Raw genomic sequence first — 25,917 nt, forward strand, 5'->3', positions numbered from 1 at the left:
CACCCCCCCGCCCCCACCCCGGGCCCCGCGCCCGCGGCGGGCGCCCGGGGGGGGCGCGCCCCCACCCCCCCCCCCCCCCCCCCCCCCCCCCCCCCCCGCCGCCCGATCCGGCCCGCTTGCGGTAAGTAATGTTTCACCCCTACAGTTCTACGTTGTTGCAACCCTCCTCGGCGCGATCGGAACCTCATATGCCCACAGCCTACAAACGCGTACTCCTCAAGCTCTCCGGCGAAGCCCTGATGGGCGACGATGCTTTCGGCATCAATCGCGCAACAATCGAAAGGATGGTGGCGGATGTCGCGGAGGTGGTGCGGATCGGGACGCAACTGGCCGTCGTGATCGGCGGCGGCAACATCTTCCGCGGTGTCGCGGGCGGCGCGGCCGGCATGGACCGGGCGACGGCCGACTACATGGGGATGCTCGCCACGATGATGAACGCGCTCGCGCTGCAAGACGCGATGCGCCACGCGGGCATCGAAGCGCGCGTGCAATCCGCGTTGCGCATGGATCAGGTGGTCGAGCCGTACATCCGCCCCCGCGCGATCCGTCAACTGGAAGAGGGCAAGGTCGTGATCTTCGCGGCCGGCACGGGCAACCCGTTCTTCACGACGGATACGGCCGCCGCGCTGCGCGGCTCGGAAATCGGCGCCGAAGTGGTGTTGAAGGCGACGAAGGTCGATGGCGTATACTCCGCCGACCCGAAGAAGGACCCGCATGCGACGCGTTACAGCACGATCAGCTTCGACGAGGCGATCGGCAAGAATCTTCAGGTGATGGACGCCACCGCGTTCGCACTGTGCCGCGACCAGAAACTGCCGATTCGCGTGTTCTCGATCACGAAGCCGGGCGCATTGAAGCGCATCGTGCAGGGCGACGACGAAGGGACGCTCGTCCACGTGTAAACTCTCGCGGTATCAGGCGCCGCGCAGCGGGGCGGCAAGCCTCGCGCGACAGAGCGCCGCTATCGCCGGTAAAACTTAGGTTTGGAGGTTCAAAATGAGTGTGGCTGACATCAAGAAGAGCGTCGACCAGAAGATGCAGCGGTCGATCGAAGCGTTCAAGGCCGATCTCGCCAAGATCCGTACGGGCCGCGCCCACACCGGGCTGCTCGACCACATCCAGGTCGACTACTACGGTTCGAACGTGCCCATCTCGCAAGTCGCGAACATGACGCTTGTCGATGCCCGTACGATCGGCGTGCAGCCGTGGGAAAAGAAGATGGTCGCGGTGATCGAGAAGGCGATCCGCGAATCGGATCTCGGCCTGAACCCTGCCACGCAGGGCGACCTGATCCGCGTGCCGATGCCCGCGCTGACCGAAGAGCGCCGTCGCGAACTCACGAAGGTCGTGAAGAGCGAAGGCGAGACCGCCAAGGTCGCCGTGCGCAATCTGCGCCGCGATGCGAACGATCAACTGAAGAAACTCGTGAAGGACAAGGAGATTTCGGAAGACGACGAGCGCCGTGCGAGCGACGAAGTGCAGAAGTTCACCGACAAGTTCGTCGCCGAAATCGACAAGCTCGTTCAGACCAAAGAATCCGAAATCATGACGGTGTGAGGCCGTAGAGACGGTCCTGCCAAGCCCGGACGTGCAAGCTCCGGGCTGGCTCTCACTTCTTCAGATTCCCAGATTCAGCGGCCATGACCTATACCAGCTCCACCGTTGCCGTGCCCGATGTCGCGGCTGTCCCGCGTCACGTCGCGATCATCATGGACGGCAATGGCCGATGGGCGACCGAGCGGCGTCTGCCGCGCGTCGCCGGTCATACGCGCGGCGTCGATGCGGTCCGCGCGACCGTCGAAAGCTGCGCGCGGCGCGGCGTCGAATTCGTCACGCTCTTCGCGTTCAGTTCCGAGAACTGGCGCCGTCCGACCGACGAAGTGTCCTTCCTGATGCGCCTGTTCGTGACCGCGCTCGAACGCGAGATCGGCAAGCTGCATGCGAACGGCATTCGTCTGCGCGTCGTCGGCGACATTTCCATGTTCGACGACCGCATCCGCGCGCTCATCCAACGCGCCGAAACCAAGACAGCCCGCAATACGCGACTCACGCTGACCATCGCTGCCAATTACGGCGGGCGCTGGGACATCATGCAGGCGACGAAGAAGCTCATCGCGGAGTCTCTCGAGTCGGGCGTGCCCGCGCGCGTGGACGACGAATCGTTCGCCGAACATCTCGCGATGGCCTACGCGCCGGAGCCGGATCTGTTCATCCGCACGGGCGGCGAGCAGCGCATCAGCAACTTCCTGCTGTGGCAGCTCGCTTACACCGAGTTCTACTTCACCGACACCTACTGGCCCGACTTCGACGCCGACGCCCTGGACCGCGCGATCGCGTCCTACGGCGACCGCGAACGCCGCTTCGGGCGCACCAGCGCGCAACTCGCTTCCCAATCGCAGAAGGCCGACACCCTTTCATGCTAAGAACCCGTGTCATCACGGCAATCGTCCTGCTCGCCGTACTCGTGCCGATCACGCTGTTTGCGCCGATCGGCGCATTCGGAGCGTTGATCGGGTTCGTCGTCGTGTTCGCGGCCTGGGAATGGGGACGGCTCCTCAAGCTGAACGGGGCGGGGCCGGTCGCCTACGCGCTCGTCGCGGGCATCGCGCTCGTTCTGAGCACGTTCCTCGGGATCAAAGCCACGCCGCTCTACCAGATGGCCGGTATTTTCTGGGTGCTGGCGGGGCCTTACGCATTGCTTCGCAAGCCCGCGCTGGCCGCGCACGCCTGGCGCGCGTTCCTGCTTTTCGCCGGAATCGTCGTGTTTCTGGCCTGCTGGCACGCGGTCGTCGACGCGCGCACGCGAGGCGTATCCTTCGTGCTATCGCTTCTGCTAGTAGTCTGGCTGGCTGATATAGGCGCATACTTCGCCGGAAAAGCGCTCGGCCGCCATAAGCTCGCCCCGTCGATCAGCCCGGGCAAGACCTGGGAGGGCGCCATCGGCGGGTGGCTCGCCGTTATCGTCATCGGCGCGCTCGCCGCCGCCACCGGCTTTTACGCGCCCACCGTATTCACCGCCTTCGTCGGACAGCTCGGCTGGGATCGCGCGTTCGTCGCGCTTTCCGTGCTGGTCGCGTTCAGCGTGGTCGGCGATCTGTTCGAGTCGCTGCTCAAGCGCCAGGCGGGTGTCAAGGACTCGAGCGGCCTTCTGCCGGGTCACGGCGGCGTCCTCGACCGCATCGACGCATTGTTGCCTGTATTGCCGATCGCATTGCTCATGCTTGGCTGATCGGCTAGAGAAGAATTTATGCAAACACGTCTCACACTGCTCGGCTCCACGGGCTCGATCGGCGATAGCACGCTCGACGTCGTGGCGCGGCATGCGGACCGTTTCTCGGTCTACGCGCTCACCGCTCACCGCAACGGCGACAAACTCGTCGCGCAATGTCTGAAGTTTCAGCCCGAAGTGGCGGTCGTCGGCGACGCCGAAACCGCCGTACGCGTCGCGGCTGCGTTGCGCGCGCAGGGTTGCAAGACCGAAGTGACGCACGGGCCGGAGGCGCTCGTCGAAGTCGCGCGCGCGGCGCAGTGCGATACGGTCGTCGCGGCCATCGTCGGCGCGGCGGGCCTGGCGCCCACGCTCGCCGCCGCACGCGCCGGCAAGCGCATCCTTCTCGCGAACAAGGAAGCGCTCGTGATGTCCGGCCAGATTTTCATGGATGCGGTGCGCGACAACGGCGCGATCCTGCTGCCGGTCGACAGCGAGCACAACGCGGTGTTCCAGTGCCTGCCGCCTTGCGCAGACAAGGAAGCGAAGCTGCACGGCGGCGTCTCGAAGATCATCCTGACGGCGTCCGGCGGTCCTTTCCGCACGCGCGAGCCCGCGACGCTCGTGAACGTCACGCCAGAAGAGGCCGTGAAGCATCCGAACTGGGCGATGGGCCGCAAGATCTCGGTCGATTCCGCGACGATGATGAACAAGGGCCTCGAAGTCATCGAGGCGCACTGGCTCTTCGATCTGCCCGGCTCGCGCATCGAGGTGCTGATCCATCCGCAGAGCGTGATTCATTCGATGGTGTCCTATGCCGACGGCTCGGTGCTCGCGCAACTCGGCAATCCGGACATGCGTACGCCGATCGCGCATGCACTGGCGTATCCTGAGCGTGTCGATTCGGGCGTCGCGCCGCTCGATCTCGCGCAGATCGCGACGCTCACATTCGAAAAACCCGACTTCGCGCGCTTCCCGTGTCTCGCGCTGGCGATTGCCGCGCTGGAAGCAGGCGGCATCGCGAGCGCGGCGTTGAACGCGGCCAATGAAATCGCCGTCGAGGCGTTCCTCGATCGCCGCATCGGCTTCATGGCGATCGGCGACGTGGTGGATCGCGTGCTGAACGCGCTGCCGAATACGAGCGCCGCGACCTTGGCCGACGTTCTCGCCGCGGATGCCGACGCGCGCCGTCTGGCGTCCCGTTTCGTCGCAGAGCTCACCGCGAGCGCGCCGGGCGCCGAACCCATCGCCCATTGAGGCCGTCATGAACTTTCTGACCGAAATCGTCGCCTTCGTTGTCGCGATCGGCGTACTCGTCGTCGTCCACGAATTCGGTCACTACAGCGTCGCGCGACTGTGCGGCGTGAAAGTGCTGCGGTTCTCGGTCGGCTTCGGCAAGCCGCTCGTGCGATGGGTCAGCAAGAAGACGGGCGTCGAATGGACGATCGCCGCGCTGCCGCTCGGCGGCTACGTGAAGATGCTCGACGAACGCGAGGTCGATCCCGAGAGCGGCACGACCATTCCCGCTGAAGACCTGCCGCGCGCGTTCAACCGTCAGAACGTGGGCAAGCGCATCGCGATCGTCGCGGCGGGGCCGATCGCCAATTTCCTGCTCGCAATCGTGCTGTTTTCCGCCGTGTTCGCGGGCGGCGTGACCGAGCCGGCGGCGATCGTTTCGCAGCCCGCTTCCAATACGGCGGCGGCGCAAGCGGGCTTCGAAGGCGGCGAAACGATTCTCTCGATGCGTGACGCGGAAGGCGGCGAGACGCATCCGATCCGCTCATGGTCCGACCTGCGCTGGAAGATGCTCGACGCATCGTTCGATCATCGGCGCGTCGTGCTGACGGCGAAGACGCACGACGGCACCTTCGACTTTCCGGTGACGGTCACGGGCATCGCCGATTCCGAAGCCGATCAGGATTTCATGGACAAGCTCGGCTTCACGCCGGGCGGCGGCACGCTGACGGTCGCGGGCGTCGAGGCGGGCAGCGCGGCGCAGAAGAGCGGGCTGAAGGCGGGCGACATGCTGCGCGCGATCGACGGCCGCAGCGTCGACAACGCGACGAGCTTCATCGACTACGTGAAGGCGCACGGCGGCAAGCCGGTGACGCTCGTGGTCGAGCGCAACGGCCAGCGCGATTCCGTGCAGATCGTGCCGGACGTGAAGCGCGATGCGTCGACGGGCCAGGACATCGGGCGTATCGGCGCCGCGCTCGCGAATCAACTGCCGACGGTGGATGTGCGCTACGGGCCGCTCGAAAGTCTGCGCCTCGGCGTGAACCGCACGTGGGACATCAGCGTGTACTCGCTGCGCATGTTCGGGCGGATGATCACCGGCGAGGCGTCGCTCAAGAATCTGTCAGGGCCGGTCACGATTGCCGACTACGCGGGCAAGAGCGCAAGGCTCGGCGCGACGGCCTTCATTTCGTTTCTGGCACTCGTGAGCATCAGCCTCGGAGTGTTGAACTTGTTACCGATTCCGGTATTGGACGGTGGGCATCTGTTATATTATTTGGTTGAGGCTGTTACCGGCAAGGCAGTATCCGATCGCTGGCAGCTTGTTCTGCAAAGGGCGGGCCTGGTCTGCATCGTCGCTCTGTCGATGATCGCGCTGTTCAATGACCTCGCGCGTCTGATTCGTTTTTGATCCACTTTGACAATTTCTGGCGGCGTCTTTCGAGCGACCGCCGGAACGAATGCAGCTTTAAATACTGGGGAAGCACGTTGTTCAAACCTCATCGCTTTGTTCCTAAGACGGCTGTGGCCGCGGCGCTCGCCGCAACGGGCATGGCGGCGCACGCCACCACGCCGTTCGTCGTGCAGGATATTCGGATCGACGGTCTCCAACGCATCGAGCCTGGCTCCGTGTTCGCTTATCTGCCGATCAAGCAAGGCGACACCTTCACCGACGACAAGGCCTCCGAAGCGATTCGCGCACTCTACGCAACGGGTTTCTTCAACGACGTTCAGATTGCCACCGAAGGCAACGTGGTGATCGTTCAGGTGCAGGAACGCCCGGCGATTTCGGCCATCGATTTCGCGGGCCTGCACGAGTTCGACAAGGACAACCTCACGAAGGCGCTGCGTTCCGTCGGCCTGTCGCAAGGCCGCTCGTACGACAAGGCGCTCGTCGACAAGGCGGAGCAGGAGCTCAAGCGCCAATACCTGACGCGCGGCTACTACGCCGCGGAAGTCACGACCACCGTGACGCCGGTCGACCGCAATCGCGTGCAGATTCTGTTCTCCGTCGCCGAAGGTCCGAGCGCGAAGATTCGCCAGATCAACTTCGTCGGCAACAAGGCGTTCAGTTCCAGTACGCTGCTCGGCGAAATGCAGCTTTCGACGCCGAACTGGTTCTCGTGGTACACGAAGAGCGATCTCTACGCGAAGGAAAAGCTCACGGGCGACCTCGAGAACGTGCGCTCGTACTATCTGAACCGCGGCTACCTCGAGTTCGCGATCGACTCCACGCAGGTGTCGATCTCGCCGGACAAGAAGGACATGTATCTGACGATCGCCGTGCACGAAGGCGAGCCGTACAAGATCAGCAGCATCACGCTTTCGGGCAATCTGCTCGACCGTCAGGCCGAGCTCAACAAGCTCATCAAGATCAAACCGGGCGAGCGCTTCTCGGCCGAAAAGCTGCAGTCGACCACCAAGGCGATCGTCGACAAGCTCGGCGAATACGGCTACGCGTTCGCGCAGGTCAACGCGCAGCCGCAGATCGATCAGGCGAACCACACCGTGGCGCTCACGCTGCAAGTCGATCCGAGCCGTCGCGTGTATGTGCGGCGCGTGAACATCGTCGGCAATACGCGCACGCGCGACGAAGTGGTGCGCCGCGAAATGCGCCAGCTCGAAAGCTCGTGGTTCGATTCGAGCCGCCTGGCGCTGTCGAAGGACCGTATCAACCGTCTCGGCTACTTCACCGACGTGGACGTCACTACGACGCCCGTGGAAGGCACGAACGACCAGGTCGACGTCGACGTGAAGGTGGCCGAAAAGCCGACCGGCGCGATCACGCTGGGCGCGGGCTTCTCGTCGACGGACAAGGTGGTGCTCTCGGCGGGCGTGTCGCAGGACAACGTGTTCGGCTCGGGCACGAGTCTCGCGGTCAACGTGAACACCGCGAAAACCTATCGCACGCTGACCGTGACGCAGGTCGATCCGTACTTCACGATCGACGGCATCAAGCGCATCACCGACGCTTACTACCGCACGTATCAGCCGCTGTATTACTCGACGGATTCGAGCTTCAAGATCATCACGATGGGCGCGGACACGAAGTTCGGCATCCCGTTCTCGGAGCAGGACACGGTGTTCTTCGGCGTCGGAGCCGAACAGAACACGATGGACGTGGACAGCAACACGCCGCAGTCCTACAAGAACTACGTGAACGAGTTCGGCCGTGTCGTGAACAACTACCCGCTGACCGCGGGCTGGTCGCGAGACAATCGCGACAGCGCGCTCGTCCCGAGCCGCGGCTACTACATCCAGTCGAACGCAGAATACGGCACGCCGCTCGGCAACACGACGTACGCGAAGTTCGACGCGCAGTTCCAGTATTACTACTCGTTCGCGCGCGGTTTCGTGCTCGGCTTCAATCTGCAGGGCGGCTACGGCAAGGGCCTGCAAGGGCAGACGTACCCGATCTTCAAGAACTACTACGCGGGTGGTATCGGTTCGGTGCGCGGTTACTCGCCGAGCTCGCTGGGTCCGCGCGACGCGAAGACCAACGACCCGATCGGCGGCTCGCGCATGGCGGTCGGCAATATCGAGCTGACGTTCCCGCTGCCGGGAACGGGCTACGATCGTACGCTGCGCGTGTTCACCTTCCTCGATGCCGGTAACGTCTGGGGCGATCCGGGTCAAGGCGGTACGAGCGGCGGTGCAAACGGCTTGCGCTACGGTTACGGTCTGGGTCTCGCGTGGATCTCGCCGATCGGCCCGCTCAAGCTGAGCCTCGGCTTCCCGCTGCAGAAGCATGAGGGCGACCAGTATCAGAAGTTCCAGTTCCAGATCGGTACGGCGTTCTAAGCAGCCCGCCGATGAACGCGAACTTCATTTTTTTCGACGTAACGTGAGGAACACTTTGGGAACCGGTAAGCATTCGAAACATAGGGCGCTGGCGCTTGCGTTGTCGATGGTTCTCGGCCTGGGCACGGCGATGTCCGCCAGTGCTCAGGAAGCGCGCATCGCGGCGGTCAATTCGGACCGCATCTTGCGCGAATCGTCCGCGGCGAAGGCCGCCCAGTCGAAGCTCGAGCAGGAATTCTCCAAGCGCGACAAGGCGCTGCAGGACATGGCGCAGCGCCTGAAGGCGATGTCGGACAACATCGACAAGAACGGTGCCTCGATGTCGCCGACCGACCGCGCGGCCCGTCAGCGCGATCTGGCGCAGCTCGACGCGGACTTCCAGCGCAAGCAGCGCGAGTTCCGCGAGGACCTGAACCAGCGCCGTAACGAGGAACTCGCGGCGGTGCTGGACCGCGCGAACAAGGTGATCAAGCAGATCGCCGAGCAGCAGCACTACGACCTGATCGTGCAGGAAGCGGTGTACGTGAGCCCGCGCATCGACATTACGGATCAGGTGCTGAAGGCGCTGGCGGCGGGCGCGACCGGCACGGGTTCGCTCACGAACCCGAACTGACGAGGACTGAGACGAGATGGCATCAGGCATGACGATCACCCTCGGCGAGCTGGTGAAACGCTTCGGCGGCGAGGTGGTCGGCGACGGCGCGCACGCGGTCGGCAGTCTCGCGCCGCTCGACAAGGCGGGCCCCGCGCAGCTCGCGTTTCTCGCGAATCAGAAGTATCTGCCCCAAGTCGAGACGACGCGCGCCGGCGCCGTGCTGATTTCCCCGGCCGACCTCGACAAGGTGACGAATCGCGCGGGCAGTAATTTCATCGTCACGCCGAATCCTTACGCTTATTTCGCTCGCGTGGCTCAGGCGTTCATCGACTTGGCGACGCCCAAGGCCAAGCCTGGCGTGCATCCGAGCGCCTACATCGATCCGGACGCGAAGGTTGCGGCGAGCGCCGTGATCGGCCCTCACGTGACGGTTGAGGCGGGCGCGGTCGTCGGCGAGCGCGTGAAGCTGGATGCGGGCGTAGTCGTCGGGCGCGGCGTTACGCTAGGCGACGACGTTCATCTGTATCCGAACGTCACCGTTTATCACGGCTGCAAGCTCGGCGCGCGCGTGATCGTGCACGCGGGCGCGGTGATCGGTGCGGACGGTTTCGGCTTCGCTCCGGATTTCGTCGGCGAGGGCGATGCGCGCACCGGAAGCTGGGTGAAGATTCCGCAGGTTGGCGCGGTGGATATCGCCGACGACGTGGAAATCGGCGCCAACACGACGATCGATCGCGGCGCAATGGCGGACACCGTCATCGAGGAATGCGTGAAGATCGATAATCTCGTGCAGATCGGCCACAACTGCCGCATCGGCGCGTACACGGTCATCGCCGGCTGCGCGGGCATCGCGGGCAGCACGAGCATCGGCAAGCATTGCATGATCGGCGGCGCGGTGGGCATCGCGGGGCACGTGACGCTCGCGGACTACGTGATCGTCACCGCGCAATCCGGCGTGTCGAAGTCGCTCCTGAAGCCCGGCATGTACACGAGCGCGTTTCCGGCCGTGCCGCATGCAGACTGGAACAAGAGCGCGGCGATCATGCGCAATCTGGACAAGATGCGCGAGCGCATCAAGGCGCTCGAGACCGCGCTCGCCGATTCACGCAAGCGCGACGAGACGAGCGGCGGCGCATAAGCGCCGGGCTCGTTCGAACGAAGAACGAACCACAAGCAAGAGCGGGCCGGTTCAAGCCGCCGAAGCGAGCTGGCAATCCCGGGCGGGCGTCCGATACGGCCCGCCATCCAAATTTCCGCGCCCGACGCGCGCGTGAGCAGAACGACCATGAGCACAGAAAAAATCAATCTCGACATCCACAAGATTCTCACGCTGCTGCCGCATCGCTATCCGATCCTGCTCGTGGACCGCGTGCTCGAACTCGAGCCGCACAAGAGCATCAAAGCGATCAAGAACGTGACGATCAACGAGCCGTATTTCCAGGGCCACTTCCCGACGCGCCCGGTGATGCCCGGCGTGCTGATTCTCGAAGCGCTCGCGCAGACGGCCGCGCTTCTGACGTTCGCGGAAGAGCCGCACGATCCGTCCAACACGCTCTATTACTTCGTCGGCATCGACGGCGCGCGCTTCAAGCGCGTGGTGGAGCCGGGCGATCAGCTCGTTCTCAACGTCACGTTCGAGCGGTACATGCGGGGCATCTGGAAGTTCAAGGCGCGCGCCGAAGTGGACGGCGTGACCGCCGCCGAAGCCGAGCTCATGTGTACCGTCAAGAGCACGGACGCCTGAGCGCCTTCGCGTTCACACCGCGTTCAACGTAACAAGCAGCACGAACAGCATAGGCGAAAAGCGCATGAGCAAGATTCACCCAACCGCGATCATCGAGCCGGGCGCTCAGCTCGACGAGTCCGTCGAAGTCGGGCCGTACGCGATCGTCGGTTCGCACGTCGTGATCGGCGCGGGCACGACCATTGGCTCGCACAGCGTGATCGAGGGCCACACCACGATCGGCCGCGATAACCGCATCGGCCATTACGCGTCGATCGGCGGCCGTCCGCAGGACATGAAGTACAAGGGCGAGCCGACGCGCCTCGAAATCGGCGACCGCAACACCATCCGCGAATTCACGACGCTGCACACGGGCACGGCGCAGGATCAGGGCCTCACGTCGATCGGCAGCGACTGCTGGATCATGGCGTACGTGCACGTCGGTCACGACTGCCGGCTCGGCGACAACGTCATCATGTCGAGCAACGCGCAACTGGCGGGACATGTCATCGTCGGAGACCACGCGATCGTCGGCGGCATGTCGGGCGTGCATCAGTTCGTGCGCATCGGCGCGCATTCCATGCTGGGCGGCGCATCGGCGCTCGTGCAGGACGTGCCGCCGTTCGTCATCGCGGCAGGCAACAAGGCGGAGCCGCACGGCATCAACGTCGAGGGTCTCCGCCGCCGCGGCTTCACGCCCGACGCCATTTCGGCGCTGCGCTCCGCGTATCGCATCGTCTACAAGAGCGGCCTGTCGCTCGAAGAGGCGAAAGCGCAGCTGAAGGAGCTGAGCACGGCAGGCGGCGAGGGCGATGCGCCCGTCAAGGCATTCTCCGATTTCATCGCGGCGTCGCAGCGCGGCATCATCCGCTGACACGCTGTCCGATGACCCTGATCACCAACCCGCCACGCATCGCGATGGTCGCGGGCGAGCCGTCCGGCGACCTCCTCGCGGCATCGCTGCTCAAAGGCCTGCGGCGCACGCTGCCCGAAGGCACGCGCTATAGCGGCATCGGCGGTCCGCGCATGACGGCCGAGGGCTTCGAAGCGCATTGGCCGATGGACAAGCTGACCGTGCGCGGCTATGTCGAAGCGCTGAAGCACATTCCCGAGATTCTCGGCATCCGCAACGAGATCAAGCGTCAGTTGCTTGCCGAGCCGCCGTCCGTTTTCATCGGTGTGGACGCGCCCGATTTCAACTTCGGCCTCGAGCAGCCGCTGCGCGAAGCGGGCATTCCGACCGTGCATTTCGTCTGTCCGTCGATCTGGGCGTGGCGCGGCGGCCGCATCAAGAAGATCGTGAAAGCGGTCGATCACATGCTGTGCGTGTTTCCGTTCGAAACGGCGCTGATGGAAAAGGCGGGCGTCGCCGCGAGCTACGTCGGCCATCCGCTCGCCGATGACATTCCGCTCGAGCCGGACGTCGCGGGCGCGCGCCGCGAACTCGGCATCGCGGAAGGCGGTCCGGTGATCGCGGTCCTGCCGGGCAGCCGTCGCTCGGAGATTTCGCTGATCGGCCCGACCTTCTTCGACGCGATGGAACTGATGCAGCTTCGCGAGCCCAACGTGCGCTTCCTGATGCCTGCGGCGAATCCGGCGTTGCGCGAACTGCTGCGGCCGCTCGTGGACGCGCATCCGCATCTGTCGCTGACGATCACGGACGGCAACGCCCAGCGCGCGATGACCGCCGCCGATGCGATCCTCGTGAAAAGCGGCACGGTGACGCTCGAAGCGGCGCTGCTCAAGAAGCCGATGGTCATCTCGTACAAGGTGCCTTGGCTGACGGGTCAGATCATGAAGCGTCAGGGTTATCTGCCGTATGTCGGCTTGCCGAACATTCTGGCGGGCCGCTTCGTCGTGCCGGAAATCCTGCAGCACTTCGCGACGCCCGAAGCGCTCGCCGACGCCACGCTGAAACAGTTGAACGACGACGCCAACCGCCGTACCCTGACGGAAATATTCACCGACATGCACATCGCGCTGCGCCAGAATACGTCGCAGAAAGCGGCCGAGGCCGTCGCGCGGGTGCTCGACACGCGGAGGCCGCGGTAATGGCCGCTAGACGATCGGCGCAAGCCGGACTCGATTTCAGCTCACCGTTCGACGTCGTTTGTGGCGTCGACGAGGCCGGGCGCGGTCCGCTGGCCGGTCCGGTCGTGGCGGCGGCGGTCATCTTCGATCCGGCGAAGCCTCGCATCAACGGCCTCGACGATTCGAAGGCGCTCTCTGCCAAAAGGCGCGAAGAGCTGTACGAGAAGATCGTCGATCGGGCGCTCGCGTACTGCATCGCGTCGGCGAGCGTCGAGGAAATCGACACCATCAACATCCTGCACGCGAGCATGCTGGCGATGAAGCGCGCGGTGGAAGGCCTCTCGGTCGCGCCGACGCTCGTGAAAGTCGATGGCAATCGCTGCCCGACCTTGTCCATCCGCAGCGAAGCCGTGATCGGCGGCGATGCGCTCGTCAAGCAGATCTCGGCGGCGTCGATTCTCGCAAAGGTCACGCGTGATCGCATGCTGGTCGATCTGCACGAACTTTTTCCGATGTACGGCTTCGCCACGCATTCCGGCTACGGCACGCCGCAGCATCTGAAGGCGCTGCGCGAACATGGGCCGTGCGAGCATCATCGGCGGTCGTTCGCGCCGGTGCGCGAGGCGCACGCGCTCGTGTTCGGTTCGGTGTTGCCCGAGATCGCTCCCGAAGTGCTTCAGGTCGCATCGACGATCGAAGACGATCCCGACGCGCTCGCCTTCTGAGCGTCAACCGAATCAACGTGAAATCCATCACTTCGCGGGACAACCCGCTCTACAAGCGCATGAAGGCGCTCGCCGGGTCGACGGCGCAGCAGCGCAGAAGCGGCCACGCGCTGCTCGAAGGCCTGCATCTGGCGTCAGCGTATCTCGACGCGGCGGGCCAGCCGGAAACGTGCGTCGTCACTGAAGGCGCGCTCACGCACGAGGAAGCGCGCGAGATCGTCGCGCGCATCGAAGAGAAGCGCGTCGTCGTGTTGCCGGATGCGCTTTTCGGGCAGTTGTCGAGCGTCGTTCACGGCGTGGGCATGCTGTTGCTCGTCGAAAAGATCGATGCAGAATTGCCCGCGCGCGTCGCACAAACCTGCGTGATTCTCGATGGCGTTCAGGACGCCGGCAATGTCGGCTCGATTCTGCGCAGCGCGGCGGCGGCGGGCATCACGCGCGTATTCTGCGCGCCGGGCACGGCATACGCGTGGTCATCGAAAGTGCTGCGCTCGGGCATGGGCGCGCATTTTCTGCTGGATATTTTCGAGGACGTCGAACCGGCCGATCTCATCGCGCGACTCGACGCACCCTTGACGATCACCGATTCGCACGGTGCCGTCGCGCTCTATGATTGCGACCTGTCGGGCGCGCTCGCCTGGGTGTTCGGCAACGAAGGCGCGGGCGTGTCGCAAATCTGGCGCGATGCGGTGACGCATCGCGTGACGATTCCGCAGCCGGGCGGCATGGAATCGCTTAACGTGGCGGCCGCGGCGGCGATCTGTCTCTTCGAGCAGTGCCGCCAGCAGCGCTGACAGCCGTCAATAGTAGGAAGGCCGCTCCGGCTTGACCTCCTGCAGGATCGTCGTGGCGATTTCCTCGATCGACTTGTGCGTCGACGAAAGCCACTTGATGCCTTCGCGCTTCATCATCATTTCCGCCTCGTTGATCTCGTAGCGGCAGTTTTCGAGTGCGGCGTACTTGCTGCCCGGACGGCGTTCGTTACGGATCTCGGCCAGCCGCTGCGGATCGATCGACAAACCGAACATCTTCGTCCGATGCTCGAGCAGCGGCGTCGGCAGCTTGCCGCGCTCGAAATCTTCGGGAATCAGCGGATAGTTCGCCGCCTTCACGCCGTACTGCATCGCGAGATAAAGGCTCGTCGGCGTTTTGCCGCTGCGCGATACGCCGACGAGAATGACGTCCGCGTCGGCGAGATTGCGGTTCGACTGGCCGTCGTCGTGGGCGAGCGAGAAATTGATCGCCTCGATGCGATTCTTGTATTCCTCCGTGTCGGCGTTCTGGTGCACGCGGCCCATCGCGTGCGTCGATTTCATTTCCAGTTCGTGCTCGAGCGGCTCGATGAAGGTCTGGAACATGTCGAGCACGAGCGCGTTGCAGCCCTTGACCACTTCATTCGATGCGCTGTCGACGAGCGTCGTGAACACGATCGGCCGGCGGCCATCGAGCGCGACGACTTCGTTGATCTTCTCGACGGTCGCGTAGGCCTTGTCGATCGAGTCGACGAACGGCACGCGCACGAGCCGGAATTTTTGATCGAACTGGGCGAGGATCGAATGCGCGAAGGTTTCGGCAGTGATCCCGGTCCCGTCGGAAACGATGAATACGGAAGGCGGCATCGGCGAAAGAGGGAACGAGTTGGGGCGACGATGCTCAAACGCTGAACCGTGGCTAGCGCGAAAGCACGGACGCCGTAAAAACCTGTGTTAAGGTAGCTGACCGCTGGCAGGCAGTGAACCGGGCGTGAGCGCCGGGGTGTGGGTGAGCCCACGATCAGGCGTTAAAGACCTCGATTTTGCCGTGGAACGACTGCCCGGCCGAAACAATTTTGAAATACGGCAAGGTAGAATAGCGGCAACCTGTTCGATAAGCAATTGCGGAGAAATTGAATCGGATTTTCGTCAAATCGCGGTCGTTTCGTGGCATTTCGTTACGTCAGTCCACGTTTTCGAGCAGATTTCAGACGTACCCCGCTTCTTTTTGACGTGCCCCGGTTCTCGCGGGCGCGTGTCCCCGAAGGTTTATCAAACAGGTTGTACGAGATGCGTGCGCGCTTCCAATGAGCGCGCTCGCATATGAGCCCACTCGTGCGATCGTGCATTCCATCCACCTTAGGGGCTTGTATGACTAACGCAGTCAATGTTGCGAAAGATGTCGCAAAGGATCAGGCGTATGTAGTTCCATTCGAGCAGTTGCGAATGACCGACGTGGAAATCGTCGGCGGCAAGAATGCGTCGCTCGGCGAAATGATCAGCCAGCTTTCCGAAGCCGGCGTTCGCGTGCCGACGGGCTTCGCCACGACTGCGCTCGCATTCCGCGACTTCCTCCATCACAACAATCTGACGGACCGCATCGCCAATCGTCTCGAGACGCTCGATGTCGACGACGTCAAGGCGCTCGCCGAAGCCGGCAAGGAAATCCGTCAGTGGATCGTCGACGCGCCGATGCAGCCGCGCCTCGAAGACGAAATCCGCCGCGGTTTCGAAGTCCTTCAAGCCAGCTCGCCCGAAGAGCTTTCGTTTGCCGTGCGCTCGTCGGCGACGGCCGAGGACTTGCCGGACGCATCCTTCGCGGGCCAGCAGGAAAGCTATCTGAACGTGGTCGGCATCGAGGACGTGCTCGATCGCATGAAGCACGTGTTTGCGTCGCTTTATAACGACCGCGCCATTTCCTATCGCGTCCACAAGGGCTTCACGCATGCGGAAGTCGCGTTGTCGGCGGGCGTGCAGCGCATGGTGCGCTCCGACGTCGGCGCGGCCGGCGTGATGTTCACCATCGACACCGAATCGGGCTTCAAGGAAACCGTCTTCATCACGTCGAGCTACGGCCTGGGCGAAACCGTCGTGCAAGGCGCGGTGAATCCGGACGAGTTCCACGTCTTCAAAACGACGCTCGAACAGGGCAAATACCCGATCATCCGCCGCTCGATCGGCTCGAAGCTCATCAAGATGGAATTCACGAAGCCGGGCGAGCCGGGCCGCGTGAAGACCGTCGACGTGCCGCACGAACAGCGCAACCGCTTCTCGATCACCGACGAAGACGTGATCGAGCTCGCGAAGTACGCGGTCATCATCGAGAAGCACTATCAGCGTCCGATGGACATCGAGTGGGGCAAGGACGGCCGCGACGGCAAGCTGTTCATCCTCCAGGCGCGCCCGGAGACGGTGAAGAGCCAGGCGTCGGGCAAGGCCGAAATGCGCTTCAAGCTGAAGGGGCAGTCGAACGTGCTGGCGACCGGCCGCGCGATCGGCCAGAAGATCGGCGCGGGCCCAGTGCGCGTGATTCACGATCCGTCGGAAATGGAACGCGTGCAGCCGGGCGACGTGCTCGTCGCCGACATGACGGACCCTAACTGGGAACCGGTGATGAAGCGCGCATCGGCCATCGTGACCAATCGCGGCGGCCGTACGTGCCACGCGGCGATCATCGCGCGTGAGCTGGGCGTGCCGGCGGTTGTCGGCTGCGGCGACGCAACGGACATCCTGAAGGACGGCGCGCTCGTCACGGTGTCGTGCGCGGAAGGCGACGAAGGCAAGATCTACGACGGCCTGCTCGAAACCGAAGTGACCGAAGTGCAGCGCGGCGAACTGCCGAACATTCCGGTCAAGATCATGATGAACGTCGGCAATCCGCAACTCGCGTTCGACTTCGCGCAGTTGCCCAACGCGGGCGTCGGCCTCGCGCGACTCGAGTTCATCATCAACAACAACATCGGCGTGCATCCGAAGGCGATTCTGGAGTACCCGAACGTCGATGCCGATCTGAAGAAGGCGGTTGAAAGCGTCGCGCGCGGCCATGCATCGCCGAAAGCGTTCTACGTCGACAAGCTGACCGAAGGCATCGCCACGATTGCAGCGGCGTTCTATCCGAAGCCCGTCATCGTGCGTCTGTCGGACTTCAAGTCGAACGAGTACAAGAAGCTGATCGGCGGTTCGCGCTACGAGCCGGATGAAGAAAATCCGATGCTCGGTTTCCGTGGCGCGTCGCGCTATATCGCGGAAGACTTCGCCGAGGCGTTCCACATGGAATGCATCGCGCTGAAGAAGGTCCGCGAGGAAATGGGCCTGGACAACGTGCAGATCATGGTGCCGTTCGTGCGTACGCTGAAGCAGGCGGATCGCGTGGTCGAGCTGCTGAAGAAGTTCGGTCTCGAACGCGGCAAGAACGACCTGAAGCTCGTGATGATGTGCGAAGTGCCGTCCAACGCGATTCTCGCCGAGCAGTTCCTGGAGCGCTTCGACGGCTTCTCGATCGGTTCGAACGACCTGACGCAGTTGACGCTGGGCCTCGATCGCGACTCGGGCATGGAGTTGCTCGCGGCGGACTTCGACGAGCGCGACGAAGCGGTGCAGTTCATGCTGAAGCGCGCGATCGAGACGTGCCTGAAGCTGAACAAGTACGTCGGCATTTGCGGTCAGGGCCCGTCGGACCACCCTGATCTCGCCGAGTGGCTCGCGAAGCAGGGCATCGAGTCGATGTCGCTTAATCCGGACACGATCATCGATACGTGGCAGCAGCTCGCGAAGACCTTGTCAAAATAAGTCGATGTCACACCTTTCCACTTGCTTTCGGATTGGTGCAGCGTGATATAAAAACACCCCGGACTTTTCCGGGGTGTTTTCGTTTGGAGACTGATGATGGAAACGGGCGGGTTGATCTGGTGGGTCGCTGCGGGCGCGCTGATCGTCGCGGAATTGTTTACCGGAACGTTCTATCTGCTCATGATCGCGCTCGGGATGATCGCGGGCGGCGTCGCTCATGTGCTCGGCGCGTTGCCGCACGTACAGATGGGCGCGGCCGCGGTCATCGCGCTGATCGCGGTGGCGGTGCTGCGGCGCTCGCGCTTCGTCAGCTGGAAGCGGCGTGACGACGCCTCGCGCGATGCGGCCGTGAATCTCGATATCGGCGCGACCCTGGAAGTCGATCAATGGCATCACGGCCACGCGCGCGCAATGTATCGCGGCGCGCAGTGGGATGTCGAGCTCGCACCGGGCGAAACGGAGGGCGCGCGGCTTTATCGCATCACGGCGCTCGACGGCAATCGCCTGATCGTCGCGGCCAAACGGTAGTCCTATAAGGAGAAAAATAATGTCAATGTACTTTGCGCTCATCGTGCTCGTCATCGCGATCGTCATCGTGTCGAAAACGGTCAAGATCGTCCCTCAGCAACACGCATGGATCATGGAACGCCTCGGCCGCTATCATGCAACGCTCACGCCGGGCCTCAACATCGTGCTGCCGTTCATCGATCGCATCGCCTACAAGCACATGCTGAAGGAGATTCCGCTCGAAGTGCCGAGCCAAGTCTGTATCACGCGCGACAACACGCAGCTTCAAGTCGATGGCGTGCTGTACTTCCAGGTCACGGATGCGATGAAGGCTTCGTACGGATCGAGCAACTTCGTGTTCGCGATCACGCAACTGTCGCAGACGACGTTGCGTTCGGTCATCGGCAAGCTGGAGCTCGACAAGACGTTCGAGGAGCGCGACTTTATCAACCAGAGCATCGTGAATGCGCTCGACGAAGCCGCGTCGAACTGGGGTGTGAAAGTGCTGCGCTATGAAATCAAGGATCTCACGCCGCCGAAGGAAATCCTTCACGCGATGCAGGCGCAGATCACCGCCGAGCGCGAGAAGCGCGCGCTGATCGCCGCGTCCGAAGGGCGCAAGCAGGAGCAGATCAATCTGGCATCGGGCGCGCGCGAGGCCGCGATCCAGAAGTCGGAAGGCGAACGGCAGGCGGCGATCAATCAGGCGCAGGGCGAAGCCGCCGCGATTCTCGCGGTGGCGGAAGCGAACGCGCAAGCCATCGAGAAGATCGGCACTGCAATTCAGACAGCGGGCGGCATGGAAGCGGTGAATCTGAAGGTTGCGGAGCAGTATGTCGGCGCGTTCGGCAATCTCGCGAAGCAGGGCAACACGCTGATCGTGCCGGGCAACATGTCCGACATGAGCACGATGATCGCGTCCGCGTTGTCGATCGTGAAAGGCGAGGGCAGCGGCATAATCAGGAAGAGCTGAAGCAATCGGGGCCGCTAAAAAGCGCCCCCGATTCGTTTCACGGTTTAACGCGAGGCGGTTCGCATCAGACGCCCGCGTTCGCGTTCCCAGTCGCGCTTCTTTTCGGTCTCGCGTTTGTCGTGCAACTTCTTGCCCTTCGCGAGGCCGATTTCACATTTCACGCGGCCATCCTTGTAGTGGAAGTTGAGCGGCACGAGCGTGTGCCCGCGCTGCTCGACCTTGCCGATGAGCTTGTCGATCTGTTCGCGGTGGAGGAGCAGCTTGCGCGTGCGCACCGGATCGAGGTTAGCGAATTTCGATGCTTCGGGCAGCGGGCTGATATGCGTGCCGATCAGAAAGAGCTCGCCGTTCTTGATCACGACGTAGCCTTCCTTGATCTGCGCGCGCCCGGCGCGAAGCGCCTTGACTTCCCAGCCCTCGAGCACGAGACCGGCCTCGTAGCGCTCTTCGACGAAGTAATCGAAGAAGGCTTTTCTGTTGTCGATGATGCTCATGAATGGAAAGTGCCCAACTCGTTTAAAATCCTGATTTTAGCAGCGCGCCGGCATGCGTTCGATCCGATGCCTCGTTCTCTTGCGCGTTGCCGCCCAATTCAGCCACCGCTGCGCCCTATATGGCAGACGTCCAGAAAACCGTATTGATCCGCCATTCAGCGGAAGAAATGTTCGACCTCGTCACCGATGTCGCCGACTACCCCAATTTCCTGCCTTGGTGCGGCGGCGTCGAAATCGGCCGCCACGACGAGAACGGCATGGAAGCGAAGATCGACATCAGCTTCAAGGGCATCAAGCAGCATTTCGCGACGCGCAATGTGCAAAAGCGTCCGACCAATATCGATATGGAGTTCCTGAGCGGCCCTTTCAAGAAATTCACCGGATATTGGCACTTTACGCCGCTGCGCGCGGACGCCTGCAAGATCGAATTCGCGCTGCATTACGAATTCTCGAACGTGATTCTGGAGAAGATCATCGGGCCGGTGTTCAGCCATATCGCCAACACGTTCGTCGATTCCTTCGTGAAGCGCGCGGACCAGCGCTACGGCAAGCCATGATGCATATCGATGTCTGCTACGGCCTGCCCGATGGCGCGTTCCTGAAGCGCGTCGACCTGCCCGAGGGCGCGACGGTGCGCGATGCGATCGACGCAAGCGGCGTGCTGCTCGCGCATCGCGACATCGATCTGACGACGCAGAAGGTCGGCGTGTTCGGCAAGCCGAAGCCGCTCGACGCGGCGCTCGCCGACTTCGACCGCGTCGAGATTTATCGGCCGCTGAAGGTGGATCCGAAGGCCGCGCGCCAGCGCCGCGTGGACAAGGCGCGCAAGGCGGGTTCGATCGAAGGGCGCAAGTGGCAGTCGAAGGATTCGCGCTGAGCGAATTCAATGCGCGGGCGCTTCTTTCGCCGCGGCGGGCGCCGGCTCCAGCGTGTGCTGCCTGACCGACCAGATTACGCCGGCGAGCAGCAGCACGATCGCGAGCACTTCGGGCGAGCGCGGCCAGCGGCCGTCGTAGACGAAGGCGTAGAGCAGGGCGAAGAGCGTCTCGAACACGATCATCTGCCCTGACAGCGTGAGCGGCAGGCGCTTCGCTGCCGCGTTCCACAGCATGTTGCCGAGCCACGAGCCGCCGGTGGCCAGCGCAAAAGAAACGATCCAGAACAGATGCCAGCGCGACGCGGGGACGCTCGCCTGCACCGTGCCCGCGGGCAGCATCCAGACGATCGCGCCGAGCGCGACGCCGAGCAGACCCGTCACGATGCCCCACAGGATGGACCACTCGTTGCCGTCGAAATGGCGATTCGATTGCAGATACCGCGCGTTGACGACCGCGTACCACGTCCAAGAAGCGAGCGCCCCGAGCGCGCATCCGAGTCCGGCGAGGCGCGTGAGCACGCTCGTCGCGTGATCGGCGTCGCTGAATACATCGAGATTGATGCACGCGATGCCCGCCAGCACGAGCAGGAGCGGCCCGATGAGCCTTTTCAGGTCGACCGCGCCGCGATCCCGCCGTCCGGCGAGCGTGACGGTCACGGGGAGAATGCCGACGATCAGCGACGAAGGCGCGACGCCCACGAGCTGCACCGCGCTCGCGAGCAGCATGTAGTACAGCAGGTTGCCGACCAGCGCGAGCTTCGCGAGCGCGATGAAATCGGCGCGCGTGAGCTTGGCCGCGAGGCGCCGGGCGAACGGCAGCGCCACGGCGAGCGAAACCGCGCCGTACATCAGATAGCGCCCGACGGAGAGCGTCAGCGGCGAAAAATCCGGCAAGAGCCGTGGCGCGAGAAAGATGAAACCCCAGATCGCTCCCGCCGCCATTCCGTACATCACACCGCGCTGCATCGTCCGACTCCTGCCGAAATTTCAACTGACGGCGCGAAGCGTAGCATGTGGCCCCGGGCGGCCGTCTTGTCTAAAACTGCAACAACGCGGACGCCCGGCAGACGGGCGAAAGCGGTCCGGAATTTGCGTCCGAATGGGCTAAGCTGCTGTTCGGGCAGTGAAAATGCAGGGAACTATCGGTATAATCTGCTTTTGCGCCCATAGGATTTGCCATGCGTCTGATCCAGAAAGCACTCACGTTCGATGACGTGCTCCTCGTGCCCGCCTTCTCCAGCGTTCTCCCGCGCGACACCAGCCTGAAATCCCAGCTGACTCGCAATATTTCCCTGAACATGCCTCTCGTGTCCGCCGCCATGGACACGGTCACCGAAGGCCGGCTCGCCATCGCGATGGCGCAGATGGGCGGCATCGGCATCGTCCACAAGAATCTCACCGCCAAGGAACAGGCCCGCGAAGTCGCGAAAGTGAAGCGCTTCGAATCGGGCGTCGTGCGCGATCCGATCACGATTCCGCCGCAAATGCGCGTGCGCGACGTCATCGCGCTGACGCAGCAGCACGGCATTTCGGGTTTCCCGGTGGTCGAAGGCGCGCAACTGATCGGCATCGTCACCAATCGCGACCTGCGCTTCGAAGAACGGCTCGATGAGCCGGTGCGCAACATCATGACGCCGCGCGAACGCCTCGTGACGGTCAAGGAAGGCACGTCGCTCGCCGAGGCGAAGGCGCTGATGCACAGCCATCGCCTGGAGCGCGTGCTCGTGGTGAACGACGCGTTCGAGCTGCGCGGCCTGATGACGGTGAAGGACATCACCAAGCAGACCGAAAACCCGGACGCCTGCAAGGACGAAGACGGCAAGCTGCGTGTGGGCGCGGCCGTGGGCGTCGGTCCGGACAATGAAGAGCGCGTCGAGCTGCTCGCGCAGGCGGGCGTCGACGTGATCGTCGTCGATACCGCGCACGGCCATAGCCAGGGCGTGCTGGAGCGCGTGCGCTGGGTCAAGCAGAATTATCCGCACGTGCAGGTCATCGGCGGCAATATCGCGACGGCGGCGGCAGCCAAGTCGCTCGTCGAGTACGGCGCGGACGCGGTGAAGGTCGGTATCGGCCCGGGCTCGATCTGCACGACGCGGATCGTGGCGGGCGTCGGCGTGCCGCAGATCACGGCGATCGCGAATGTTTCCGAAGCACTGCGCGGCACCGGCGTGCCGGTCATCGCGGACGGCGGCGTGCGCTTCTCGGGCGACGTGTCGAAGGCGCTCGCGGCGGGCGCGAACGTCGTCATGATGGGCAGCATGCTCGCGGGCACCGAAGAATCGCCGGGCGACGTGTTCCTGTATCAGGGCCGCCAGTACAAGTCGTACCGCGGCATGGGTTCGGTCGGCGCGATGAAGGACGGCGCGGCGGACCGCTACTTCCAGGACAACTCGGCGAACATCGACAAGCTCGTGCCGGAAGGTATCGAAGGCCGTGTGGCCTACAAGGGCTCGGTCAACGCGATCCTGTTCCAGATCGTCGGCGGCGTGCGCGCGAGCATGGGCTACTGCGGTTGCCGCACGATTTCCGAGCTGCACGAGAAGGCGGAATTCGTTCAGATCACGGCGGCCGGCATGCGCGAATCGCATGTGCATGACGTGCAGATCACGAAGGAAGCGCCCAACTATCACGTCGACTAATCGAGCGGACTGATCATGAAACCGTTGCTGCGGGTCGTGCTCGTCATCAATGCCCTGATTTTTCTGGCGTTCGGCCTGTTGTTTCTGCTGACGCCGTGGGCGGGCCTGTACGGCGCGCTGCAACTGGATTCGATCCGCGTTCAGCCGGCGTTCGCCGGGCAGTTGCTCGGTATCGCGCTCATCGGGCTGTCGTGGCTTGCGTTTCACGCAGCCGTCGATGGCGCGTTGACGGCTCGCGCCGCGCGCGTGTCGGGACACGTGCAGTGGCTGTCGGGGGTGGTGGTGCTGGTCTGGCTGCTCGGACTGCATACGCCTCAGATCGATGGCTTCGGGCAGATCAGCGCGGCCGTCGTGGGCGCCGTGCTGCTGGTGCTCGGTCTGGGCAGCGTGAGACTGTCGTCGGCGGTGCGTCGGCGCGAGCGCGCGGCGGCGGCCGGCGCGGTATCGGCGCAGCGCGCGGAAAAGAAGGCGGCGCAAAAGCGTGACGAGTTTTCCGCGAGCAACGCGGCATCGTCGGCGCGCGCCGAATCGGTCGATCTCGCGGCGCGTCCCGCAGCGCGCGCACCGGGCGCGACGGCCATCGATCCGGTATCGGGCCGCACGCTCGATCCCGTCTCGCCGGCCGGCGCGGTTCGCGCGCACCCGGACGGCGCGGTCGATCCCGTTACCGGCGGCACGCTCGATCCGCTGACGGGCCGCGCGGTCGATCCGGTCACCGGCAAGCGCATCGAGCCCGTCATCAGCGGCGAGATCGATCCGGCGACGGGTCGAAGAGCCGATCCGCTCGCGCCCGACGCGGGCCGCGCGCCTCGCTGAAGGCGTGAAGCGCATGCTACGAGCCACGCACGCGCAGCAACGGAAACACGCAGGACAAGCACGGTCGGCCTTTGCGCCGGCCGTCGATTTATTTGCAGACCGGGGCGCGAGGCCGCGCTCCGGCAGCACCGACATCATTCGTTCACTTAGCCTTTGGCCGCAGCCATGCACGACAAAATCCTGATTCTCGATTTCGGCTCCCAAGTCACCCAGCTGATCGCGCGGCGCATCCGCGAGTCGCACGTCTACTCGGAAATCCATCCGTACGACGTCGACGAGACATTCATCCGCGAATTCGCGCCGAGGGGCATCATCCTGTCCGGCGGCCCGAACTCCGTCACCGAGGCGAAGTCGCCGCGCGCCCCGCAGATCGTCTTCGATCTCGGCGTGCCGGTGCTCGGCATCTGCTACGGCATGCAGACGATGGCCGATCAGCTCGGCGGCAAGGTCGAACTCGGCAACGTGCGCGAATTCGGCTATGCGGAAGTGCAGGCGCTGAATCACACGGGCTTTCTGGAAGGCATTCAGGATTTCGCCAGCGACAAGGGCGAGTCGATGCTCAAGGTTTGGATGAGCCACGGCGACAAGGTCGTCGATCTGCCGGCGGGTTTCAAGCTGATGGCCTCGACGCCGTCGTGCCCGATCGCCGCGATGGCCGACGACGACCGGCGCTTCTACGGCCTGCAATGGCATCCGGAAGTCACGCATACGGTGCAGGGCCGCGCGATGCTCGACCGTTTCGTGCTGGAGCTGTGCGGCGCGAAGGCCGATTGGGAGATGGGCCATTACATCGACGAGGCGGTCGAGAACATCCGCGCGCAGGTCGGCAATGAGCACGTGATTCTCGGCTTGTCGGGCGGCGTGGATTCGTCGGTGGCGGCGGCGCTTTTGCATCGCGCGATCGGCGACCAGCTGACGTGCGTGTTCGTCGATCACGGCTTGCTGCGTCAGAACGAGGCGGAGCAGGTCATGTCGACGTTCGCGGATCACCTGGGCGTGAAGGTGATTCACGTCGATGCCAGCGAGGAATTTCTGCAGAAGCTTGCGGGCGTGACCGATCCGGAGGCGAAGCGCAAGATCATCGGCGCGGAGTTCGTCGAAGTGTTCCACAACGAATCGGACAAGCTCACCGATGCCAAGTGGCTCGCGCAGGGCACGATTTATCCGGACGTGATCGAATCGGCGGGCAAGGGCAAGAAGGGCGCGCATACGATCAAGAGCCATCACAACGTCGGCGGTTTGCCGGAGACGCTGAATTTGAAGCTGCTCGAACCGCTGCGCGAGCTTTTCAAGGACGAAGTGCGCGAACTCGGCGTGAAGCTCGGTCTGCCGCCCGCGATGGTGTATCGCCATCCGTTCCCCGGTCCGGGTCTCGGCGTGCGGATTCTCGGCGAAGTGAAGCGCGAATTCGCGGACCTGCTGCGCCGCGCCGATGCGATTTTTATCGAGACGCTGCGCAACACCATCGACAAGGAAACGGGCAAGTCGTGGTACGACCTGACGAGCCAGGCGTTCGCGGTGTTCCTGCCGGTCAAGAGCGTCGGCGTGATGGGCGACGGGCGCACCTATGAATACGTCGTCGCGCTGCGCGCCGTGCAGACGCTCGACTTCATGACCGCGCATTGGGCGCATCTGCCGCATGATCTGCTCGGGCATGTTTCCAATCGCATCATCAACGAAGTGCGCGGGATCAATCGGGTGGTGTATGACATCTCTGGCAAGCCGCCCGCGACAATTGAGTGGGAGTGAGC

Annotated in this window: 25 protein-coding genes; 22 read left to right on the forward strand and 3 right to left on the reverse strand. The window is 63.7% G+C overall.

Annotated features, from left to right (window positions below; translation table 11 throughout):
- The first annotated feature begins 188 nt into the window (after positions 1–188).
- The 14 genes from pyrH to QCE58_RS07095 all read left to right on the forward strand — a co-directional run bounded on the left by pyrH (position 189) and on the right by QCE58_RS07095 (position 14,113).
- The gene (pyrH, locus tag QCE58_RS07030; protein WP_008350086.1) at positions 189–902 is read left to right on the forward strand and encodes a UMP kinase; all 714 of its coding nucleotides are present in this window, start codon (positions 189–191) and stop codon (positions 900–902) included.
- A gap of 94 nt (positions 903–996) precedes the next feature.
- Entirely contained in the window at positions 997–1,557 is a 561-nt protein-coding gene (frr, locus tag QCE58_RS07035) for a ribosome recycling factor (protein ID WP_008350085.1), read from the forward strand.
- 83 nt (positions 1,558–1,640) lie between these two features.
- Positions 1,641–2,423 carry a polyprenyl diphosphate synthase gene (gene uppS, locus QCE58_RS07040; RefSeq protein WP_034471985.1) on the forward strand — a complete coding sequence of 261 codons (783 nt, stop codon included), beginning with the start codon at positions 1,641–1,643 and terminating at the stop codon, positions 2,421–2,423.
- Positions 2,417–3,229 (forward strand): phosphatidate cytidylyltransferase, encoded by an 813-nt coding sequence (locus tag QCE58_RS07045; RefSeq protein ID WP_008350082.1) that lies wholly within the window; start codon positions 2,417–2,419, stop codon positions 3,227–3,229. Before uppS ends, QCE58_RS07045 begins: the two co-directional genes overlap by 7 nt.
- A gap of 18 nt (positions 3,230–3,247) precedes the next feature.
- Positions 3,248–4,465 carry a 1-deoxy-D-xylulose-5-phosphate reductoisomerase gene (locus QCE58_RS07050; RefSeq protein ID WP_250480470.1) on the forward strand — a complete coding sequence of 406 codons (1,218 nt, stop codon included), beginning with the start codon at positions 3,248–3,250 and terminating at the stop codon, positions 4,463–4,465.
- Between the two features lie 7 nt (positions 4,466–4,472).
- A complete protein-coding gene (gene rseP / locus QCE58_RS07055; protein ID WP_250480471.1) occupies positions 4,473–5,855 on the forward strand; it encodes an RIP metalloprotease RseP in 1,383 nt (460 codons plus the stop codon).
- A 77-nt stretch (positions 5,856–5,932) separates the two neighbouring features.
- Entirely contained in the window at positions 5,933–8,245 is a 2,313-nt protein-coding gene (bamA, locus tag QCE58_RS07060) for an outer membrane protein assembly factor BamA (protein WP_008350077.1), read from the forward strand.
- 106 nt (positions 8,246–8,351) lie between these two features.
- The gene (locus tag QCE58_RS07065) at positions 8,352–8,858 is read left to right on the forward strand and encodes an OmpH family outer membrane protein (protein WP_008350075.1); all 507 of its coding nucleotides are present in this window, start codon (positions 8,352–8,354) and stop codon (positions 8,856–8,858) included.
- A gap of 28 nt (positions 8,859–8,886) precedes the next feature.
- Positions 8,887–9,978: a UDP-3-O-(3-hydroxymyristoyl)glucosamine N-acyltransferase gene (lpxD, locus tag QCE58_RS07070; RefSeq protein WP_250480472.1), complete on the forward strand. Its 1,092-nt coding sequence runs from the start codon at positions 8,887–8,889 to the stop codon at positions 9,976–9,978.
- Positions 9,979–10,125: 147 nt separating this feature from the next.
- The gene (gene fabZ, locus QCE58_RS07075; protein ID WP_008350071.1) at positions 10,126–10,584 is read left to right on the forward strand and encodes a 3-hydroxyacyl-ACP dehydratase FabZ; all 459 of its coding nucleotides are present in this window, start codon (positions 10,126–10,128) and stop codon (positions 10,582–10,584) included.
- 64 nt (positions 10,585–10,648) lie between these two features.
- Positions 10,649–11,437: an acyl-ACP--UDP-N-acetylglucosamine O-acyltransferase gene (gene lpxA, locus QCE58_RS07080; protein WP_008350069.1), complete on the forward strand. Its 789-nt coding sequence runs from the start codon at positions 10,649–10,651 to the stop codon at positions 11,435–11,437.
- Positions 11,438–11,448: 11 nt separating this feature from the next.
- The gene (lpxB, locus tag QCE58_RS07085) at positions 11,449–12,615 is read left to right on the forward strand and encodes a lipid-A-disaccharide synthase (protein ID WP_008350067.1); all 1,167 of its coding nucleotides are present in this window, start codon (positions 11,449–11,451) and stop codon (positions 12,613–12,615) included.
- Positions 12,615–13,319, forward strand: a complete 705-nt coding sequence (gene rnhB, locus QCE58_RS07090; protein ID WP_008350066.1) for a ribonuclease HII — start codon at positions 12,615–12,617, stop codon at positions 13,317–13,319. The genes lpxB and rnhB overlap by 1 nt, the downstream gene beginning before the upstream one ends.
- 17 nt (positions 13,320–13,336) lie before the next feature.
- Complete coding sequence (locus QCE58_RS07095; protein ID WP_250480474.1) at positions 13,337–14,113, forward strand: RNA methyltransferase; 777 nt, start codon at positions 13,337–13,339, stop codon at positions 14,111–14,113.
- A 6-nt stretch (positions 14,114–14,119) separates the two neighbouring features.
- On the opposite strand, the gene QCE58_RS07100 is transcribed toward QCE58_RS07095, so the two are convergent.
- Positions 14,120–14,938 (reverse strand): pyruvate, water dikinase regulatory protein, encoded by an 819-nt coding sequence (locus QCE58_RS07100; RefSeq protein ID WP_008350062.1) that lies wholly within the window; start codon positions 14,936–14,938, stop codon positions 14,120–14,122.
- Between the two features lie 504 nt (positions 14,939–15,442).
- Here QCE58_RS07100 and ppsA point away from each other — a divergent pair.
- From ppsA to QCE58_RS07115, 3 genes are all read left to right on the forward strand, one after another.
- On the forward strand, positions 15,443–17,860 hold the full coding sequence (gene ppsA, locus QCE58_RS07105) for a phosphoenolpyruvate synthase (protein ID WP_250480475.1): 2,418 nt from the start codon (positions 15,443–15,445) through the stop codon (positions 17,858–17,860).
- A gap of 96 nt (positions 17,861–17,956) precedes the next feature.
- Positions 17,957–18,388 carry an NfeD family protein gene (locus tag QCE58_RS07110; RefSeq protein WP_008350058.1) on the forward strand — a complete coding sequence of 144 codons (432 nt, stop codon included), beginning with the start codon at positions 17,957–17,959 and terminating at the stop codon, positions 18,386–18,388.
- A gap of 25 nt (positions 18,389–18,413) precedes the next feature.
- On the forward strand, positions 18,414–19,340 hold the full coding sequence (locus QCE58_RS07115) for an SPFH domain-containing protein (protein WP_008350056.1): 927 nt from the start codon (positions 18,414–18,416) through the stop codon (positions 19,338–19,340).
- A gap of 44 nt (positions 19,341–19,384) precedes the next feature.
- Here QCE58_RS07115 and smpB read toward each other — a convergent pair whose 3' ends face one another.
- Complete coding sequence (smpB, locus tag QCE58_RS07120) at positions 19,385–19,834, reverse strand: SsrA-binding protein SmpB (protein WP_008350055.1); 450 nt, start codon at positions 19,832–19,834, stop codon at positions 19,385–19,387.
- A 119-nt stretch (positions 19,835–19,953) separates the two neighbouring features.
- Between smpB and QCE58_RS07125 the strand changes: the two genes are divergently transcribed.
- Both QCE58_RS07125 and QCE58_RS07130 read left to right on the forward strand, forming a co-directional pair.
- A complete protein-coding gene (locus QCE58_RS07125; protein WP_008350053.1) occupies positions 19,954–20,391 on the forward strand; it encodes a type II toxin-antitoxin system RatA family toxin in 438 nt (145 codons plus the stop codon).
- The gene (locus QCE58_RS07130; RefSeq protein WP_008350051.1) at positions 20,388–20,711 is read left to right on the forward strand and encodes an RnfH family protein; all 324 of its coding nucleotides are present in this window, start codon (positions 20,388–20,390) and stop codon (positions 20,709–20,711) included. The genes QCE58_RS07125 and QCE58_RS07130 overlap by 4 nt, the downstream gene beginning before the upstream one ends.
- Positions 20,712–20,717: 6 nt before the next feature.
- On the opposite strand, the gene QCE58_RS07135 is transcribed toward QCE58_RS07130, so the two are convergent.
- Positions 20,718–21,677: a DMT family transporter gene (locus QCE58_RS07135; RefSeq protein WP_034471975.1), complete on the reverse strand. Its 960-nt coding sequence runs from the start codon at positions 21,675–21,677 to the stop codon at positions 20,718–20,720.
- 212 nt (positions 21,678–21,889) lie between these two features.
- On the opposite strand from QCE58_RS07135, the gene guaB reads away from it, so the two are divergent.
- The 3 genes from guaB (at position 21,890) to guaA (ending at position 25,915) form a co-directional block, all read left to right on the forward strand.
- A complete protein-coding gene (guaB, locus tag QCE58_RS07140) occupies positions 21,890–23,350 on the forward strand; it encodes an IMP dehydrogenase (protein WP_008350049.1) in 1,461 nt (486 codons plus the stop codon).
- Positions 23,351–23,365: 15 nt separating this feature from the next.
- Positions 23,366–24,166, forward strand: coding sequence for a hypothetical protein (locus tag QCE58_RS07145; protein WP_175979992.1), 801 nt, complete (start codon positions 23,366–23,368; stop codon positions 24,164–24,166).
- 165 nt (positions 24,167–24,331) lie between these two features.
- On the forward strand, positions 24,332–25,915 hold the full coding sequence (gene guaA / locus QCE58_RS07150; RefSeq protein WP_250480476.1) for a glutamine-hydrolyzing GMP synthase: 1,584 nt from the start codon (positions 24,332–24,334) through the stop codon (positions 25,913–25,915).
- Positions 25,916–25,917 lie beyond the last annotated feature (2 nt).

Origin of the sequence: Caballeronia sp. LZ028 (genome assembly GCF_031451415.1) — a bacterium.
Classification (GTDB): Bacteria; Pseudomonadota; Gammaproteobacteria; order Burkholderiales; family Burkholderiaceae; genus Caballeronia; species Caballeronia zhejiangensis.

Coding starts and splice junctions, on each gene's coding strand:
- pyrH (WP_008350086.1), top strand. CDS start 189: ATGCCCACAGCCTACAAACGCGTACTCCTCAAGCTCTCCGGCGAAGCC.
- frr (WP_008350085.1), top strand. CDS start 997: ATGAGTGTGGCTGACATCAAGAAGAGCGTCGACCAGAAGATGCAGCGG.
- uppS (WP_034471985.1), top strand. CDS start 1,641: ATGACCTATACCAGCTCCACCGTTGCCGTGCCCGATGTCGCGGCTGTC.
- QCE58_RS07045 (WP_008350082.1), top strand. CDS start 2,417: ATGCTAAGAACCCGTGTCATCACGGCAATCGTCCTGCTCGCCGTACTC.
- QCE58_RS07050 (WP_250480470.1), top strand. CDS start 3,248: ATGCAAACACGTCTCACACTGCTCGGCTCCACGGGCTCGATCGGCGAT.
- rseP (WP_250480471.1), top strand. CDS start 4,473: ATGAACTTTCTGACCGAAATCGTCGCCTTCGTTGTCGCGATCGGCGTA.
- QCE58_RS07065 (WP_008350075.1), top strand. CDS start 8,352: ATGGTTCTCGGCCTGGGCACGGCGATGTCCGCCAGTGCTCAGGAAGCG.
- lpxD (WP_250480472.1), top strand. CDS start 8,887: ATGACGATCACCCTCGGCGAGCTGGTGAAACGCTTCGGCGGCGAGGTG.
- fabZ (WP_008350071.1), top strand. CDS start 10,126: ATGAGCACAGAAAAAATCAATCTCGACATCCACAAGATTCTCACGCTG.
- lpxA (WP_008350069.1), top strand. CDS start 10,649: ATGAGCAAGATTCACCCAACCGCGATCATCGAGCCGGGCGCTCAGCTC.
- lpxB (WP_008350067.1), top strand. CDS start 11,449: ATGACCCTGATCACCAACCCGCCACGCATCGCGATGGTCGCGGGCGAG.
- rnhB (WP_008350066.1), top strand. CDS start 12,615: ATGGCCGCTAGACGATCGGCGCAAGCCGGACTCGATTTCAGCTCACCG.
- QCE58_RS07100 (WP_008350062.1), bottom strand. CDS start 14,938: ATGCCGCCTTCCGTATTCATCGTTTCCGACGGGACCGGGATCACTGCC.
- ppsA (WP_250480475.1), top strand. CDS start 15,443: ATGACTAACGCAGTCAATGTTGCGAAAGATGTCGCAAAGGATCAGGCG.
- QCE58_RS07110 (WP_008350058.1), top strand. CDS start 17,957: ATGGAAACGGGCGGGTTGATCTGGTGGGTCGCTGCGGGCGCGCTGATC.
- QCE58_RS07115 (WP_008350056.1), top strand. CDS start 18,414: ATGTACTTTGCGCTCATCGTGCTCGTCATCGCGATCGTCATCGTGTCG.
- smpB (WP_008350055.1), bottom strand. CDS start 19,834: ATGAGCATCATCGACAACAGAAAAGCCTTCTTCGATTACTTCGTCGAA.
- QCE58_RS07125 (WP_008350053.1), top strand. CDS start 19,954: ATGGCAGACGTCCAGAAAACCGTATTGATCCGCCATTCAGCGGAAGAA.
- QCE58_RS07130 (WP_008350051.1), top strand. CDS start 20,388: ATGATGCATATCGATGTCTGCTACGGCCTGCCCGATGGCGCGTTCCTG.
- QCE58_RS07135 (WP_034471975.1), bottom strand. CDS start 21,677: ATGCAGCGCGGTGTGATGTACGGAATGGCGGCGGGAGCGATCTGGGGT.
- guaB (WP_008350049.1), top strand. CDS start 21,890: ATGCGTCTGATCCAGAAAGCACTCACGTTCGATGACGTGCTCCTCGTG.
- QCE58_RS07145 (WP_175979992.1), top strand. CDS start 23,366: ATGAAACCGTTGCTGCGGGTCGTGCTCGTCATCAATGCCCTGATTTTT.
- guaA (WP_250480476.1), top strand. CDS start 24,332: ATGCACGACAAAATCCTGATTCTCGATTTCGGCTCCCAAGTCACCCAG.